The organism is Dyadobacter sp. SRI_021, from assembly GCF_057586235.1.
In genome coordinates, this window is record NZ_JBYCZM010000002.1 from 264,216 (window position 1) to 281,136 (window position 16,921).

Here is a 16,921-nt window from a genome sequence, read left to right on the forward strand (position 1 = left end):
ATATCATTAAATTGTAAATGCCTTCCGCTTTATCGAGTATTTTCCTGAGTTTTTTACTGATTATTCCCGCGTTGCCCGTGAACCATCCATACAGCAGCTATTCCGAACAGGCCTTGATGACACTCGTGTGCGAGCAGGATGAGGAGCTGGCATTCAGGGAGTTGTATCGCAGGCATGTGCGGCTGCTGGTGCATACGGCTATCAGGAAGACCGGCGTGAAGGCGATCGCAGAGGACCTGGTGCAGGAAACTTTCGTGAAGTTCTGGCTCGGACGGCATAAGTTTGATATACAAAAAAACATCCAGGCATACCTGAACGGCACGCTGCGCCATTGCATTATCAATTACTACCATCAGGAGCAGCGCAAGCAGGTGCTGGCGCTGGAAGACGGCGATTTCGTGCCAGACAATGTGACGGCCGAAAACCTCGATTTCAATACCCTTAACGAATTCTACGAGCAGTCGCTGCTTAAACTGCCAGAGAAATGCCGCGAGGTGTTCACACTCAGCCGCAAGGGGTACAGCCTCAAAGAAATAGCCGGCCAGATGGATATTTCGGAGAAAACGGTGGAGGCACACATCAGCAAGGCACTGAAAATCCTGCGCGTGGAAATGAAAGACTACATCGCGCTGGCAGTGCTCATGCTGCCAATCATTTGACGTATCCAATTTTTTGAAAAAAAATTCCTATTGGAGTAAGGGTTGTTCCCGCTTTTCCATGACTGTACTATTAGTTGATTAATAAGTGTGAAAATTACACCTAATGAAAAGGCCCCCGTTATCTCCTGAAACCCTTAGGAAGTACCTGGCGAACGAATGCTCGGACGAAGAGCGCCACCTGGTAAACGAATGGTACCAACAGCTTGACGAACCGGCCGATGAGCCCTTTACGGACGCCGATCAGGATCGGCTGTACAATCGGATCAAAGCATACCTCTCCGAATTGCGCAAAAGCGACGAGCCTGCAACGCCGGTGTATGGCCTGTGGCATTACATCGGGCGCATTGCGGCGGTGTTGGTCGTGGGCTTGGGTATTCTTTATTTTTTATATCAAAAGCCTGACCACGTAGTTGAGCAAAGTGTGGGCGCCACTAATGGCTGGGTCACATTCAAAAACGTGAAGCACAAGATTGTACCCTATCAGTTGCCCGATAGTTCGGTGGTATGGCTGCATCCGAATGCTGAATTACGGATACTGCATTCATTTCACAAGCGGGACGTGCTGTTTTCGGGCGAAGGCTTTTTCGAGGTGAAGCGCGACCCGTCGCGGCCATTCGTGATCCATACCGGTGATCTGCAAACGAAGGTGCTTGGTACCAGCTTCAACGTGCGGGCGATTCCGGGCGAGGCCACAGTGAAGGTATCGGTAGCGACGGGCCGTGTCGAGGTGAGCGATGTGCAAATGAAAGGTCGCGTGGTGCTGAAACCGGAGCAGCAGGTGGTTTTCGAGCAGAAATCAATGCATTTGGAGGTACAGAAAGTGGAGGAAAAAACGACGGATAGGGAACTCTGGCAATCGGCATCGCTGGTATTTAATGAAACGCCGATGGCGGAAGTCGCCGAGCGCTTAATGCAGACATTTCACGTAAAAATCGGTTTCGAAGACGACGGTCTGGCCGATTGCCGCCTAAAAGTGGATTTTACCGATCAACGTTTACCCGAAATTCTCGACATGATCGACACCCTCCTCGGCAGCACCTACCGGATCGACGGCGATAACATTACCCTGAAAGGACAAGGGTGTAAATAAATGTTTTCGCCGTAAGGCATCGACCATTATGTCGGTGCGCTGCACCGTTGAAAAATGATTAAAACATGAATCTACAAGTATTCCGGTGCTCTGCACCTTGGCGTGACAGGTGCAAAGCACCCTAACATTTGTAGAGGTGCAGCGCACCGCAAGATTTGTAGGTGCAGCGCACCGCAAGATTTGTAACGATGACCAACAATTAATCAACCCCTAACAACCAACATGAAAACATAACTACCCCTCATCAGCAGCTTTTAGCCACAAAAAAATCAGGAGTGGTTACGACACCCCTGATGGAAATGCCCGGCTAAAACATCCCGGAACGTGCGGTTCACAGGCTCGCCCGAAGGCAGGCTTGTCAGGATAACTATTGTCTGAATTTTAACCCGGTCAACCGTAAAATTATGAAAAAACCTTTTCATCCATGGCATAGATTGCTACTCCATATCATGCGCCTGACTTTTTATCAGTTACTATTGATCAGCATTTGCTCGGTGGTGGCTGTGGCGAACCATTCGCCGGCCCAGGAACTGCTGAACCGTGATGTGACATTGGACCTGAAAAATGTCACGCTCAACGAGGCCCTCACCCGGCTCGAACGGGGTACGAAGGTGAAGTTCGCATATAGCAGCGGTTTGGTGAACCTCCAAAAAACCGTGAGTATTGACGCCCGGCAGGAAAAGCTCTTCGCCGTGCTCGATCGGCTGTTGCTGCCGCTGGATATCAATTACCGGGTGCGCAACAACCAGATTTTGCTCTCACGTGCACCGAAGAAAACCAGTGAAATACCTGCGGTTAGCTCAACCGGAAATTTAGTCGCTGCCGCCGATCGCACAATCAAAGGCACAGTAACTTCGCCCGAAACCAATGAGCCGCTGCCTGGTGTGAGCATTATCCTGAAAGGTACCCAGCGCGGCACCACTACCGATGTTTCAGGCAAGTTCCAGCTCGAAGTGCCGGACGACAATGCGACGCTGATCTTCTCGTTCGTGGGCTATCTTTCGCAGGAAGTGATCGTAGGTAACCGTACCGACCTCGCCGTTGCATTGCAGCTCGATACCAAAGCATTGGATGAAATTGTCGTTGTCGGCTACGGTACCCAGAAAAAGTCAACGCTAACCGGTTCAATTGCCGCCGTAAAGGGCAGCGAGATTGCGGAGAACCCGGTGCCGAACGTTTCCGGCTCCATTGCCGGTCGTGTGGCGGGGGTAAGTATGCGCCCGAATGGCGGGCAGCCGGGCTCCGATTCGCCTGAAATTCACATTCGCGGCATTGGTACCACCGGGAATAACAAGCCGCTCGTGGTGGTAGATGGCGTTATTCGCGACAATATCAACCAGATCGACCCCAGCTCCATTGAAACGGTGACCGTACTGAAAGACGCGGCGGCGGTGGCGCCATATGGATTGGGCGGTGCGAACGGGGTATTGCTTATCACCACTAAAAAAGGCGCCACAGGCGCGCCAACGTTATCATTTGGCGCTTACTACGGTTCGCAGACGCCGACCTATTATCCCAAACTGCTCAGTGCACAGGATTATATGCGGCTCAAAAACGAAGCCTATCTGAACGAGAACCCGACCGGCACGCAGCTGCCTTTCGCGACGGATCTGGTCGAAAATTACGTGAACCTGAACCGGGAAGACCCCGACAAATACCCCATCAGCAACACGAAAGACCTCGTGAATATGAATGCGCCGATGCAGAATTACACCTTGCAGCTGAGCGGCGGCTCGGAGCGCATCAAGTACCAGACGGGTTTCGGTTTTCTAAAACAGAATGGGATGTTCGATCCTGTGAAGTACATGCGTTACAGCTACAATATGAACCTGACCGCCGAAGCGACAAAAACCACCACGGTTTCGCTTTCGCTGATCGGTTCGGTAGAGCGGGTATCGTCAGTGGATACGGCGGTCTCGGCGGGGAATTTGTTTCGTAATGGATTCAAATACATTCCGATACGTGCTCTTTATTACAGTAATGGTTTATGGGGAGAATTTGCAGGGAACTCGCCGGTAGGGGTTTTGAATGCAGGTTATACTAAAAATTCCAATAACACTTTGCTGACGACCATCGCCATTGAGCAAAAGCTGCCGTTCATCAAAGGGCTGAGCGTTAAAGGTACATTCAGCTATGACCCGGTTCAGCGCACCAAGAAGGGTTACCACAAGCCATTTTATTATTACACCCAGGACCTGACAACAACTCCTTACACCTACAAACGCGAGATTTCCACCGCGGAAGGGGGGGCGGCGGCGTTCTCCTGGCTGGCGCAGCAGTTTATCAAAACGCAGACATTTACTTACCAGGGTTACCTCAATTACCACAACACTTTCGGGAAACACGATTTCACCGGTTTGGTCGTGGCGGAGGCCCGCAACAATACCTACGAGCTGTTTTCGGCACGCCGGAACAACTTTGCCGTGGACGTCGACGAGCTGAATATGGGTAGTTCCAATAAAAATGATTTCGATAACGGCGGTACTTCCTCGACCGGCAGCCAGATCGGCTACGTGTACCGCGTGGGCTATGCGTACGCGGGCAAGTACCTGCTCGAAGCGTCGGGACGGTACGACGGTCACTACTACTTCGCGCCGGGCAAGCGATGGGGATATTTCCCGGCATTTTCGGCAGGTTGGGTGATTTCCGAGGAAAATTTTCTTAAAAACGGCTTCAACTGGATCGATAACCTGAAAGTACGCGGGTCGTGGGGTAAATCGGGAAACCTGGCGGGTACGGCGTTTCAGTACCTTACCGGCTATAATCTGAACGGCAACGCCTATGCATTCGGCCCCGGCTCGATGGTGCAGGGCGCGGTAGTGCCGAACGAGGCCAACAAGAACATTACCTGGGAGATTTCCACTAAAACCGATATTGGTCTGGAAGCATCGCTATGGCGCGGTTTGCTGACGATCGAGGCCGATTACTTTCACGAAAAACGTACCGGAATGCTACTTCCGCCAGCCGTGAGCGTGCCGGTGGAATACGGCCTTGCACTGGCCGATGAAAACGGCGGTATCATGGAAAACAACGGGGTGGAGTTGAGCCTCGGTACCAATTATCGCTTCCAAAACGACCTTCGCCTGGGCGTCAACGGTAATGTGAGTTATGCCAAAAACAAAATGATCAAAGTCTTCGAAACGGCTGCCACACGCAATAATCCCAACCGCAGCCGCACCGGGCGAGCGCTGGGAACGCAGTTCGGCTATAAAACCGACGGATTGTTCACCACCGACGATGATAAGAATGACGATGGCCTGATCAATGTGGCCGACGGCTATAATGTAACGCAGTTCGGCGCATTGCGGCCGGGCGACATTCGCTATGTCGATGTGAGCGGCCCGCAGGGCGTACCGGACGGCAAAATCGATTCCAACGACGAGGTGGTGATCGGGAAGCCCGTGTATCCGCTGCTTACCTATGGATTGAATGCTACTGCCGACTGGAAAGGCTTCGACCTGAACCTCTTCTTCCAGGGTTCGTCGCTCGCAAGCCTCGACATCCGTCAGTTCCAGACCATTCCATTCAATAACAACAATAGCAATTCGAGCTACGAGTATTACGACAACCGCTGGACGCCGCAGACGCAGGACGCCCGCTACCCACGCGCGACACAAGCGCCATACGCGAACAATACGCAGCTATCTGATTTCTGGATGACGAGCACGGCCCATTTGCGCCTCAAGAACGCGATCATCGGCTACACGCTGCCCAAGAGCCTCACGCGCGCTATCGGCATCCAGCATGTGCGCGTGTACGCATCGGGACAAAACCTGCTAACATTCAGCAAGTTGAAATTTATGGACCCGGAAGTAGGCTACACCGACCGCGAAACGGCTTATCCGAACCAGAAAGTGTACGTGTTTGGGCTTAATGTGACATTCTGATCTCGAAAACCTTGAACCAATGAAAAGCATAAGACATACCCTATTATTTGCAATGCTCGGCGTGAGTTTTTTCACAACATCGTGTAATGAGGACTTTCTCGAAAACGAAATCAAAAGCCGCCTGACCGACGACATGCAATGGGCCTCGGAAGGCAATGCCGACCTGTTTCTGAACGACATTTACGCCGCGCTTTCCAATAAATGGAATTCGCCTGACAACCTCGATAACTTTACCGACGACAACGACGCGGGCTTCTACTGGAAATCCTACTCCTGGCGGCAGGGTATTGTGGACCCGGCAGTGAACAACGGCACGCCGATGGACCATGCCAATGGCAACGCCACCGACTATGCTTCATGGGCGGCAGGGTTTCTGAAAATCCGCAAATGCAACCTGTTTATCCAGAAAGTGACTGAGAACCCGGCCAACTTCTCGGAGGCTTACCGAAAAAAACGCATCGACGAAGTGCGGTTCTTGCGGGCCTATTATTACAGCGAAATGTTTATGCACCTCGGCGGCCTGCCGATCATCACGGAAGTACTCGATCGCAATACGATGGGGGAGGCCGAGCTTTACCGCTCGCGCGCTACATTTGAGGAGACATTCAATTTTATTACCAAAGAGCTGGGTGAAATTGTGGCCAATAAAGCATTGCCCGTTAAATACAACAACGGCGATGCGGATGCCGGCCGCGCGACCCTCGGCGCAGCGCTGGCGCTCAAAGGCTGGCTGGAACTGTACGTGGCGAGCCCGGCATTCAATGCGGTTACGCCTGCCGCCGGCGCTGACCCGAACAAGCTCGTAGGCTTCGGTAATTTCGACCCGAAACGCTGGGCAACGGCTGCGGCTACGAACAAACAGTTCATCGATACATACGGCGGCACGTATGCGTTGTTCCCGGATATCAATGCATTCTGGTGGGAGAAAAATGAGTATAACTCCGAAGTGATCTGGGACCGTCAGGTAGTAGCGGTGATCATGGGTTCCAACTACGAGCAATATGGCGGCCCCGTGTGGATCGATGGTGTGTACTACACCTGGGGCAACTACTGCCCGACGCAGGAGCTCGTCGACCAGTTTGCGATGGCCAACGGCAAGCCGATCTCTGATCCGACTTCCGGTTACGATCCGCAAAATCCTTACGTAAACCGGGAAAAACGCTTCTACGATTTCATCGTTTACGACGGCGCGCCTTACAAGCAGGACTGGATGGCCAAGGTCGATACCATTTACACCCGCATCGACAAGGTAAGGCCATCGAAAAACCAGATCGACTTCGGCACCGATGACGTGGGCAATACGGGTTATTATTTTAAAAAGAAGATCAATCCATTGAAGCCGCGCGGGGGTGCCGCCAGCGGGCAGAACTATGTGTATTACCGTTACGCGGAGGTATTGCTGAATTATGCAGAGGCTCAGAACGAAGCTGTTGGCCCGGATGCGTCGGTATACTCGGCCATCAATGCGATCCGCAAACGCTCCAACTTGCCTGAACTTCCGGCCGGTCTTACCAAAGAAACCATGCGTGAAGCCATTCGCCGGGAGCGCAGGGTGGAGTTATGCTTCGAAGCCAAGCGGTTTTACGACATCGTGCGCTGGGTCATTGCCGAGGACGTTATGAACAAGGACTTCCACGGCATGAAAATCACCAACACCTCGCCAAATGATAACAAAGGCAAATGGGTGTATGAAGTTGTGGGTTTAAATCACCCGCACGTTTTTACCAGGAAAATGTACATGAACCCGGTGCCGCAACCAGTTGTGGATCAGAATAAAAAGATTATTCAAAATCCTGGTTATTAGACCCATAGTTCAGCCCTGATAGCATTTTAATCGCTGTCAGGGCATTTTTTTGCTTTATAAAGTTAAATGCTTGAAATCTGACCCTACTTTTGATGTGAACATTTCATTGCTCCGATGCATAACAGCTTTATTAATCTCCTGTTGGCTTTAAATACAATCATTTTCCTTTCACTTTCCCTGCTGCACGTGTATTGGGCCGCTGGCGGGAAATGGGCCGCTACCCAGGTACTTCCGCAAACGGCAGGCGGAAGTAAAGTCTTCGTCCCCAGGGCGGGTATGACGCTGGTTGTAGCTGCCGGATTACTGTTTTTCAGTGCATTGAACGCAGTTAATCTGTATAACGACAGAAGTCAGCCGGGATTCAGATATGGCCTTCTGGCTATTGGGTTGATCTTCCTCGTCAGGGTCGTGGGCGATTTCAGGTATATTGGCGTTACCAAAAGCGTTCGGGACACAACATTCGCCCGCAATGATAATCGCATCTTTATTCCTCTTTGCCTGTACCTGGTACTCACGAGCCTGCTGACGTACTTCATTGGATGACCGTTCACTCGGTGGTTTCAGAAAAGGCATTAGAGAACCGAAGAACCGGGCCTTTTAACAAGGTCCGGTCTCCGGATATGATTTCATTGTAGTTTGAGCAAAGAGAGGGGCGGCGAGTTCCTCTTTTTCTTTACCTCAATATTTCCGCTGTTTACGGTATTGCGCCACCTGCCTGGCTATCTTTCCAAACTGCCGTTCAACGCGTTTACGCTCAATCGAATCGGTTTGATAATGCGCTTGCTCCCGACTGATTTTCAGATAGCTCTCGTACACCTCCCGCGGGAGCGCGCCCTCGCGCACGGCCGTAACGACCGCACACCCGGGCTCGTGCTCATGCGTGCAATCGTGGAACCGGCATTCAGCGGAAAACGCGGCCAGCAGGGGATGGTAATGCATCCCCTGATCGTCGGTTTCCAGCGTAACGCCAAATTCCCGCATGCCCGGCGAGTCGATCAGCATTGCACCCGATGGCAACAACACGAGGTTTCTCGAAACCGTCGTGTGCCTGCCTTTTTGGTTGAAGCCGCTCACGGCGCCCTCTTCCTGCAAATGGTAACCCAGTAATGCATTGACCAGCGTACTTTTTCCCGCGCCGGACGAGCCGATAAGCACATAGGTCCGGCCAGGCAGCAAATGTTCGCCGGCCCACTGTTGGAGCCCTTCCTGGCCGGTCGCGCTGAGCAACAGCACCGGGCAATCATAGCCCAATGCGATCACTTCCTGCCGGTAACTTTCCGGGTCGGCGACGAGATCCTGCTTGTTCAGAAGCACCACCGGCCGGATGTTGCATTGCATAATCTGCACGATGTAGCGCTGCAAACGCATCGGGTTGAAGTCGCGGTCGAGGCCCTGCACGATGAATGCGGTGTCGATATTCGTTGCGATCACCTGCTTCTCGCTGGTTCGGCCGGGTAGTTTTCGGCTCAGTTCGTTGAGGCGCGGTAGCACGGAAATGATAATTCCCTCATTGTCATAGGATTTAAATGCGACCCAGTCGCCTACTTTGGGTAGATCCCAGTTGTCGGCGCTGTTCATGAGTGCGCCCGAAAGCATGGCGTCGGCTATGCCATTGGCCGTGATCAGCTTATGACGAAAGCCTTCGATGGCCGCAACGCGGCCCGCTTCGAGTCCTTGTGCCTGATAAGAATGAAAATGTTGTTCAAAATGGGTATTCCACCCGTATTGATTTAGAGATGTCATGATTGTAAAGTCTGAGCTACGGGCAGCACATCGCCTGTCCGCGCGCATAGCAGGGAGAAAATTTAGATCAAAGCAGTAGGGAATCGCAGGTCCTGAAAAGAAGTTAATTCAGAAGACCGGCGTCAGACTGCAATGTCAGCAGATGGGCGATATGTAGTTTCAGACCTTGACATATTGGGCACAAAGGTAGCGCATTATTTTGTAACGTCCGCCCGGCCGCAACGCGGCCCCCTGTTTATAGCACTTGAGATTGCAAAGGAATGGAAGGCTCCGTAGGTGCCGCCTGTTCATCCAAGGCGGTACCTACGAAGTCTTCACGCCTATCAACCAGGCGATTGCTATAAACAGGAGGCCCCGTCGGGGCCGAGGTAGCGAAGGATTGTAGAGATAATGAAGAGAATCAAGCTGGTGATAACAACCTTGTGTTCATCCTTGCGGACCGATTGCTTATCCGTTTGTTTGTAGTCTTTTTTCATATGAAATATTTATACAAGCCCTGATGCATTTGATCAGTCACAAATATATATTTAAGAAATTTAAATATAAAAATAACCATGAAACGACTTTTTTCAATTTCGATCATGCTTTTGACGCTCGCAGGATGCAGCGGACCAAAAGAAGAGGACAATTCGGTTGCTTACATGGTAGAGGCCCCGCCGCCGCCCCAGGATCAAAACAAAACGGTTGAAGCGGTAGATCCAACGTCAGTGGAGGAAGATCGGGAAACGTCGGGAGCTGCAAGCGGAAATGTTATCGAGAAAAAATTCATCAAGACCGGCCGTATTGAATTTGAAACAGACGATGCGGATGCCACGCATAAGACGATTATGGAATCTGTGCGGGCAAATAAGGCATATGTGAGCCGGGATCAAGAAAATCGCAGCGGCAAAGCTGTCAGCTATACGATCGTAGTGCACGTGCCGGCGGCCAGTTTCGAAACATTTCTGGCTTCGGCGACGAAGGGAGTGACCGATTTCCGGGAAAAATCCATTTCAAATGAGGATGTAACGGCTCAATATGTGGATACGGAATCGAGGCTTAAAACGAAAAAAGATATCGAAAACCGTTACCGTGCATTGCTGGTTAAAGCCAATACTGTGAAGGAAATACTGGAAATCGAAAGAAAACTCGGCGAAATCCGCACGGACATTGAAGCTACGGAAGCGCAATTCCGGCAGCTGAAAGGCGATATCAAATATTCCACATTGCATATTGTTTTCTACAAACCGATTGACACATCCAATCCATTCCTCACTGAGCTGGCTGATGCATTCAGGCAAGGCGTCGGGAACATCCGTGCATTTGCCGTGGTACTGGTTGCGGTCTGGCCGTTTGCGCTGCTGGCTATCGGCGTAATAGCAGGGTTTAACTGGTGGAGAAAGAGAAGGAAAGCGTTACTCGAAAAGGAAGCAGCGGAATTGCCCTCGTAACAGCGTTGCTAAAAATTCCCGGCGAACTGTTTGCCCGTTTTCAAATCCTTCAACTGTACCGACCGTATCGTTCCGACACCCGCAAACATGATATCCAGCCCGTAAATGTGCCGCAACGGTTTTTTGTAGGTCTTTTTGTAAGCCTCCCTGCCGTTGATCAGCAATGCCGCCCGGCGGTTGACGACCTTCATGGAGATGGTACCGCCGGTGGTGAGGTCGGCGCCGAGGAAGTTGGGGCCCTCGGTGCGACCGTCTTTGTGCAGTTCCGAAAATTGCAGTTTACTCCAATGCGCACAGCCCGGTTTCATGACATCCACCATGTGATTGGACGAATCCCCGAACACCGTCACGCGAACCTGTGAGCAGCGCACACCCGGTCGCGGGGGAGAAGCTTTGACGTCGATCAGGAGTTCGAAGTTGTCGCCATTGATGCCCGTGAGGTGGGTATTGATGAAATTGACAAAGAACGTCCGGTTGGTGTCAACACCGGCCCGGGCTATTTGAGCGGCGCTGATGCTGTTATAACCATCGGCGAAAAGGCCCGGCGCTTCGATCGGGTAGACACGCGTGGTATCGTACATCATACTCGCGGTGGCGGTCCAGCCATTGGTGTGCAGGAAAACAGCCACGGTGTCCTGCGGGATACCAGCCCGCTTCAAGATGGCCAGATAGTGTCCGGGCACCTCATAATAGTTTGAATAGACGCTGTCTTTGCCATTCAGGCGTACTTTTTCACCGTCTCCGAATTCGATGGTATAATCTTCGGCGAGCTCGCCCACGTTCCTGAAATTTCGCACTAGAAAAACGGCCGAATGCGGATTGTCCCCCTCCGGATTTTTACAAAACAGCGTTACCTCGGGCTTATCGTTTTGCCATAAAAGAAATCCCCGCCAGGCTGCAATGCCGATGACGATCAATCCAAACGTAGCCATGAAGAGCTTCCTGACCGGCGATTTCCGGGCTTTTGGCTGCTGTGTTGGAACCTCCGCCGGCCGGATACTCACAGGGTCGGCCTCGGGCCGCCGGCGCAGCGGTGCAACCTGCTGCCGCGACTGCGCGAGGGTAAACTGGTCCCAATCGGCAAAGCCTACATATTGCGCCAATGCATCACGCGTGGCTTTCTGCGGGTAGTACCGGGCATCCGTTTTTATTTTTCCGAAAATCCTTTTGAGGGTATTCGGGCTGATCTGCACGTGCGTTTTTTTATAAAGGATGCTGCAAAGCCTGATGAAATCGCTGTTCGTCCACTCCGAACTGTCGGGCTTGCCATAGGTATCCGCCACGAGTTGACAACAGTGATCGAGGAGGTCTAAAGAGCTCGCCTTGTCTTGTCCATTCTCCATAATACTCATACAATAAACTTCTGTATGTCAGTTTTTTAGGTTGTCCATAATTTTGGATAGCGAACTGGCTAAGCGCATTTGAGAATCCTCGTATTGTCCAATTTTATATTTGCTCACTCAAATTTTTGATCTGTGCAATCCCAGGGCCCCGGGACAGCTTGAAACCCTAAATATTGAAAAAAAATATGCGACAAAAAATTCTACTCGGCTGCGCCTTGTTGCTTGCCTCGATGGGACCGCTGCTGGCGCAAGTACGGCAGCTTACGGGCAAAGTGACGGACGAAGGTGCAAAAGACCTGCCCGGCGTGAGCATTGTGATCAAAGGTACCCAGCGCGGAACGGTTACAGATACCAATGGTGACTATACGCTTGCATTACCCGATGGCGAGGCCGTCACCCTCACATTTTCATTTGTAGGTTACCAAAGTCAGGACATTACGCCCGGCTCGCGGACAAAATTGAATGTGACCCTCAAACAAAGTGACAATGCATTGTCGGAAGTGGTGGTGGTAGGCTACGGCACTCAGAAAAAGAAAGACCTTACCGGCGCCATTTCCTCGATCGGCGCGCGCGACGTGGGCGGAAGACAGACCATACAGGTGTCGGACGCCCTACAAGGTAGCGTAGCGGGCGTTTCGGTCACCCGCAGCAGCGGTGCGCCGGGCTCGGGTTCGAGTATTCTCATTCGGGGGATCACCACCATCGGCACGAACAGCCCGCTGGTCATCGTCGATGGCGTACCCGTGGCAAGCATTGACAACGTGAATCCGGGCGATGTCGAGAACATTACCGTGCTGAAAGACGCGGCGTCGGCGGCGATCTACGGCTCGCGCGGGGCGGCCGGGGTGATTCTGGTTACGACCAAACGGGCCAAAAGCGGGCAGGGGAGCCTTGAATACACCTACGAATATGGCGTGCAGCGTGCCACGGCCACACCCGAATATGCGGGGGTGCAGGATTACATGCGGTATTTCAATGAGCAGGCCGTGAATGATGGTGCTTCCGCCGGACCGTTTGCCGATGCCTACATTGCATCCTACCTCGACAGCAACCGCGTAAACCCCGACCGCTTTCCGAATACCGACTGGCAAAAGGCTATCCTCACGCGCAAGAGCGCGCCGCGTCAGCGCCACGACCTCGTTTTCACCATGGGCACCGGAAAAATCAAAACAAAAGCATCGCTGGGATATGCAAGCTCGGGTGCGTTCTATGATAACCGTTCGTATGACCGCTACCTGTTCCGGGTAAATAACGACATGCAGGTGAACGACAAGATCAGCGTGAACCTGGATGTTTTCTACAAAAGGACCACCAACAAGGGCAATGGCAACGAGCTTCCCGGCAGCACTTACAACCCGATTTACGAAGCGCGCATTATGCCGCCCATTTACGACGACGTATATCAAAACGGCAAACTTGCCGTTGGTAAGGACGGCCGCAACCCGCTTGCCCAGCTCCGTGAGGGCGGTTTCACGAGGCAATTGTATAACCAGTTGGGCGGCCGGATGCAGTTCAATTTCAAGCCCGTGAATGGCCTCACATTCACAGCACTGGTAGCACCTGTGTTCGATTTTGATAAAACCAAGTACTTTTCGAGGCAGATCCGCTTTACCAATCCGGATGGCACCGTGGGCACGGTGGTGAACCAGGCGCGAACGGTACTGAACGAAGGCCGGTCGGAGGGCGTGACGATTAACGGGCAGGTGCTTGCGAACTATGCGAGGGAGTTTAATAATGCTCATTCGATTGATATTCTGGCGGGTTTTGAGGAAAACTATCGTTCGCTCGAATCGCTGGGGGCGTCGCGCAGCGGATTTGCACTGACAGGCTTTCCCTACCTCAACTCGGGTTCGACAGAGCTGCGCGATAACAGCGGCAGCGCCAACGAATCGGGCTTACATTCGTTCTTCGGCCGGTTGCAGTACAATTTCAAAAGCAAATATTTCATCCAGGGAAATCTCCGCTCGGACCTCTCGTCGCGGTTTGCATCCCAATACCGGAAAGCCATTTATCCTTCGGTTTCCGCTGGCTGGACGGTTTCGGAAGAGCAGTTCCTCAAAAGCACGCGCTGGCTGTCGTTCCTGAAACTCCGCGGCTCTTGGGGAGAAGCCGGTAACGAGCGGCTGCTCGACAAGGATGGTAACCCCGCATATTACCCCTACATGGCCACGATCGACTTTTCTACGGCATTATTTTACCAAAATGGCGGGGTAGTGCCGCTCACGGGTGGTGCACAGCAGGTGTATGCGGTTCAAAACATCAGTTGGGAAACCAGCCGGACAGCGGACATTGGTCTGGATGCCTCGTTCCTGAACGACCGCCTCACATTGGCAGCCGATTATTACAAAAAGACGACGACCAATATCCTCTTGCCGCTCGATATCCCGCTGTACATGGGCTATGACAAACCCAACCAGAATGCCGGTACGCTGAACGTGAGGGGCTGGGAGCTCGAACTGGGCTGGCGCGACCGCATTAACAAGCTCAATTGCTCGTTTTCGGCGAACCTGTCGGACGCGAAATCGACCGTGGGGGATTTGAAAGGTACCGAGTTCCGGGGCGACCAGATCGTCCGCAATGGGAGCCAGTACAACGAATGGTTTGGCTATATTTCAAATGGGTTATTTCAAACGGTGGACGAAATCAAAGGAGCGCCGGTGCTGAATGTGACTACCAAGCCGGGGGATGTGCGGTATGTGGATGTGAACCAGGACGGAAAGATCACAACCGATGACAAAGTGCTGCTCGGGGGCGCATTGCCGCGGTACCTGTATGGCGGTAACCTGCGCGCCGATTACGAAGGTTTTGATATGGGGATTACATTTCAGGGCGTTGCCAAAAAGCTGTCGCGGCTGAGTTCAGAGGTTACACAACCATTCGCGGAGGCATTTGGCAATATACCGGCCGAAATGGCAGGCAAGTTTTGGAGCAACAACAATACGCCGGATCAGAACCTCAAAGCGACTTACCCAAGGCTTTCGAGGACGTCCAATGCGGCCAACTATGCGCTTTCCGACTACTGGCTGCTGAGCGGCGCCTATTTCCGCCTGAAAAACATCACAATGGGCTACACCCTGAAACAGAACGTGCTGAAAAAGACCGGCGTGCAATCGCTGCGTCTTTACCTTTCGGCTAACGACGTATTCTCGCTCAGCAAATTTCCCAAATACCTCGATCCGGAATCGGGCAGCTATTCGTACCCGATCGTCGCTACTTTCATGGCGGGCGCCACCATCCGGTTTTAGTAACCTTATTCGATTGATAAGACATGAAAAAGACCCTATTCCTGGTGCTCCTCGCCGGGGCGACGAGCTGCCATACCCTGGACCTCAATCCGCTTTCGGAAGCTTCCACGGGCACATTCTATTCAAACCAGACCGAGCTGGAACTTGCAGTCAACGACTTGTACCGCCTCGCATTCTGGGGCAATGATAATGAGCTGTTCAGCGACAACGAATGGCACCGCGGGCAACTGACCAATGCTGTGATCGGCGGCACAATGAATGCCGACGACGCCGGCGTGCAGACGTTCTGGCTCAACTCCTACAAAGCCATTGCCCGCGTCAATTCGTTTATCGCCAACAAAGAGCGGGCCGCCGCGAATACACCGGCCGCCGTAATGCTGCGCCTGGAAGCGGAAATGCGTTTGATACGCGCCTACCAGTATTCCCGGCTGGTAACCCATTTCGGCGACGTGCCGCTGCTGACCGAGCCGGTTGCGTTGGAAGATTCCTACGGCATTGCCCGCAAGAACCAGGCGGAAATCCTGCAATTCGTTTTCAACGAGCTCGATTTCGCCATCGCGAATCTGCCTGTGTCCTATGGCGCATCTGAAACCAAAAGGCTGACGAAAGGCGCCGCGCTGGCGATCAAGGCACGTACGGCTTTGTATACGGGTAAATGGCAGCTCGCACGCGACGCCTCGAAAGCGGTGATGGACCTGGGTGTTTATGCATTGCACGGCAGCTATTCGCAGCTCTTTTTGAAAGCAGGGGAGACCAGTAAGGAAATGATTATCAGCGTGCCTCGTGATGAAAAGCAGCAGGTTTTCAATGGTGCCGGTTATGTGCAGGACAATATCTCGCGTAATGCGGGCGGGTACGGCGCACAGCTGCCCACGCGCGACATGATGGACGCCTACGAATGCACGGACGGAAAGCCCATTGACGAATCGGTTTTGTACGACCCGAAGGCGCCCTTCAAGAACCGTGATCCGCGGCTGACGGCCACCATTGTGGAGTTCAACACTCAGTGGCTCGGCTATAATTACATGCCGCATCCGGATTCCCTAACGGTGTTCAGTTCGAAAGAGAACCGCCGGGTGACCAACAAAGATACCCGTGCCGTGGCTGCATTTGCGAGCTTTACGGGCCTGCTTTGGAAAAAAGGCATCGACCAGACCTGGCCGGACCGGCTCGTAGAAGACAACGATGCCATCGTAATCCGCTATGCCGAAATGCTCCTCACGTACGCAGAGGCCAAAATCGAGCTCGGGGAGATCGATGAAAGCGTTTTGAACGCTGTTAACCTGATCAGGGCAAGGGCTTACGGGGTCGGTGTGGAACAAACCACTGCCTATCCTGCGATTACCACTACCAATGCCACCGCATTGCGTAAGGTACTGCGCCGTGAACGCCGCGTGGAGTTTCCGCGGGAGGGATTGCGCTATATGGACCTGATCCGCTGGAAGCTGGCCGAAAAGGCGTTATCGACGCCCGTGGTAGGCTTGCCCGACCCGGCAGCGCAGAATCGCGCCAAATGGCCCTTCCCCGGCGTTACCCCGCTCGATGACGACGGCCTGGCCGATTATTCGGGCTTTGGTACGGATGTGAAGATGCTTTCCCAGCGCAGTTTCGACAAATCGCGGCAGTACCTCTGGCCGATCCCGGCCGTAGAGCGGCGTGTGAACCCGAATATCACACAGAATGCCGGATATTAATTCTATATTTTCCAGTTGATTATCAA

The 16,921-nt window shown here is 52.8% G+C and carries 11 protein-coding genes; 8 read left to right on the plus strand and 3 right to left on the minus strand.

Features of this window, described 5'->3' with window-relative positions; all coding sequences use genetic code 11:
• Positions 1 to 17 precede the first annotated feature (17 nt).
• The 5 genes from AC2YIT_RS06380 (at position 18) to AC2YIT_RS06400 (ending at position 7,983) form a co-directional block, all read left to right on the plus strand.
• Complete coding sequence (locus AC2YIT_RS06380) at positions 18 to 659, plus strand: RNA polymerase sigma factor (RefSeq protein ID WP_487278638.1); 642 nt, start codon at positions 18 to 20, stop codon at positions 657 to 659.
• Positions 660 to 762: 103 nt separating this feature from the next.
• A complete protein-coding gene (locus tag AC2YIT_RS06385; RefSeq protein ID WP_487278639.1) occupies positions 763 to 1,749 on the plus strand; it encodes a FecR family protein in 987 nt (328 codons plus the stop codon).
• 404 nt (positions 1,750 to 2,153) lie between these two features.
• On the plus strand, positions 2,154 to 5,636 hold the full coding sequence (locus AC2YIT_RS06390) for a TonB-dependent receptor (RefSeq protein WP_487278640.1): 3,483 nt from the start codon (positions 2,154 to 2,156) through the stop codon (positions 5,634 to 5,636).
• Between the two features lie 19 nt (positions 5,637 to 5,655).
• The gene (locus AC2YIT_RS06395; RefSeq protein WP_487278641.1) at positions 5,656 to 7,440 is read left to right on the plus strand and encodes a RagB/SusD family nutrient uptake outer membrane protein; all 1,785 of its coding nucleotides are present in this window, start codon (positions 5,656 to 5,658) and stop codon (positions 7,438 to 7,440) included.
• A gap of 141 nt (positions 7,441 to 7,581) precedes the next feature.
• Complete coding sequence (locus AC2YIT_RS06400) at positions 7,582 to 7,983, plus strand: DUF3995 domain-containing protein (protein WP_487278642.1); 402 nt, start codon at positions 7,582 to 7,584, stop codon at positions 7,981 to 7,983.
• 135 nt (positions 7,984 to 8,118) lie between these two features.
• Here the strand turns inward: AC2YIT_RS06400 and rsgA are convergent, their stop codons facing one another.
• On the minus strand, positions 8,119 to 9,183 hold the full coding sequence (rsgA, locus tag AC2YIT_RS06405) for a ribosome small subunit-dependent GTPase A (RefSeq protein WP_487278643.1): 1,065 nt from the start codon (positions 9,181 to 9,183) through the stop codon (positions 8,119 to 8,121).
• A 338-nt stretch (positions 9,184 to 9,521) separates the two neighbouring features.
• Positions 9,522 to 9,659, minus strand: coding sequence for a hypothetical protein (locus AC2YIT_RS06410; protein ID WP_487278644.1), 138 nt, complete (start codon positions 9,657 to 9,659; stop codon positions 9,522 to 9,524).
• Positions 9,660 to 9,737: 78 nt separating this feature from the next.
• Between AC2YIT_RS06410 and AC2YIT_RS06415 the strand changes: the two genes are divergently transcribed.
• Positions 9,738 to 10,613, plus strand: a complete 876-nt coding sequence (locus AC2YIT_RS06415; protein WP_487278645.1) for a DUF4349 domain-containing protein — start codon at positions 9,738 to 9,740, stop codon at positions 10,611 to 10,613.
• A gap of 8 nt (positions 10,614 to 10,621) precedes the next feature.
• On the opposite strand, the gene AC2YIT_RS06420 is transcribed toward AC2YIT_RS06415, so the two are convergent.
• Entirely contained in the window at positions 10,622 to 11,956 is a 1,335-nt protein-coding gene (locus AC2YIT_RS06420) for a hypothetical protein (protein ID WP_487278646.1), read from the minus strand.
• Between the two features lie 185 nt (positions 11,957 to 12,141).
• On the opposite strand from AC2YIT_RS06420, the gene AC2YIT_RS06425 reads away from it, so the two are divergent.
• Together AC2YIT_RS06425 and AC2YIT_RS06430 are read left to right on the plus strand one after the other, a co-directional pair.
• Positions 12,142 to 15,201 (plus strand): SusC/RagA family TonB-linked outer membrane protein, encoded by a 3,060-nt coding sequence (locus AC2YIT_RS06425; protein WP_430847554.1) that lies wholly within the window; start codon positions 12,142 to 12,144, stop codon positions 15,199 to 15,201.
• Between the two features lie 23 nt (positions 15,202 to 15,224).
• Positions 15,225 to 16,895 carry a RagB/SusD family nutrient uptake outer membrane protein gene (locus tag AC2YIT_RS06430; protein ID WP_487278647.1) on the plus strand — a complete coding sequence of 557 codons (1,671 nt, stop codon included), beginning with the start codon at positions 15,225 to 15,227 and terminating at the stop codon, positions 16,893 to 16,895.
• Positions 16,896 to 16,921 lie beyond the last annotated feature (26 nt).

What these genes read in the sequence shown, in the direction of transcription:
- AC2YIT_RS06380 (WP_487278638.1), top strand. Translation starts at nt 18, where the DNA reads ATGCCTTCCGCTTTATCGAGTATTTTCCTGAGTTTTTTACTGATTATT.
- AC2YIT_RS06385 (WP_487278639.1), top strand. Translation starts at nt 763, where the DNA reads ATGAAAAGGCCCCCGTTATCTCCTGAAACCCTTAGGAAGTACCTGGCG.
- AC2YIT_RS06390 (WP_487278640.1), top strand. Translation starts at nt 2,154, where the DNA reads ATGAAAAAACCTTTTCATCCATGGCATAGATTGCTACTCCATATCATG.
- AC2YIT_RS06395 (WP_487278641.1), top strand. Translation starts at nt 5,656, where the DNA reads ATGAAAAGCATAAGACATACCCTATTATTTGCAATGCTCGGCGTGAGT.
- rsgA (WP_487278643.1), bottom strand. Translation starts at nt 9,183, where the DNA reads ATGACATCTCTAAATCAATACGGGTGGAATACCCATTTTGAACAACAT.
- AC2YIT_RS06410 (WP_487278644.1), bottom strand. Translation starts at nt 9,659, where the DNA reads ATGAAAAAAGACTACAAACAAACGGATAAGCAATCGGTCCGCAAGGAT.
- AC2YIT_RS06415 (WP_487278645.1), top strand. Translation starts at nt 9,738, where the DNA reads ATGAAACGACTTTTTTCAATTTCGATCATGCTTTTGACGCTCGCAGGA.
- AC2YIT_RS06420 (WP_487278646.1), bottom strand. Translation starts at nt 11,956, where the DNA reads ATGGAGAATGGACAAGACAAGGCGAGCTCTTTAGACCTCCTCGATCAC.
- AC2YIT_RS06425 (WP_430847554.1), top strand. Translation starts at nt 12,142, where the DNA reads ATGCGACAAAAAATTCTACTCGGCTGCGCCTTGTTGCTTGCCTCGATG.
- AC2YIT_RS06430 (WP_487278647.1), top strand. Translation starts at nt 15,225, where the DNA reads ATGAAAAAGACCCTATTCCTGGTGCTCCTCGCCGGGGCGACGAGCTGC.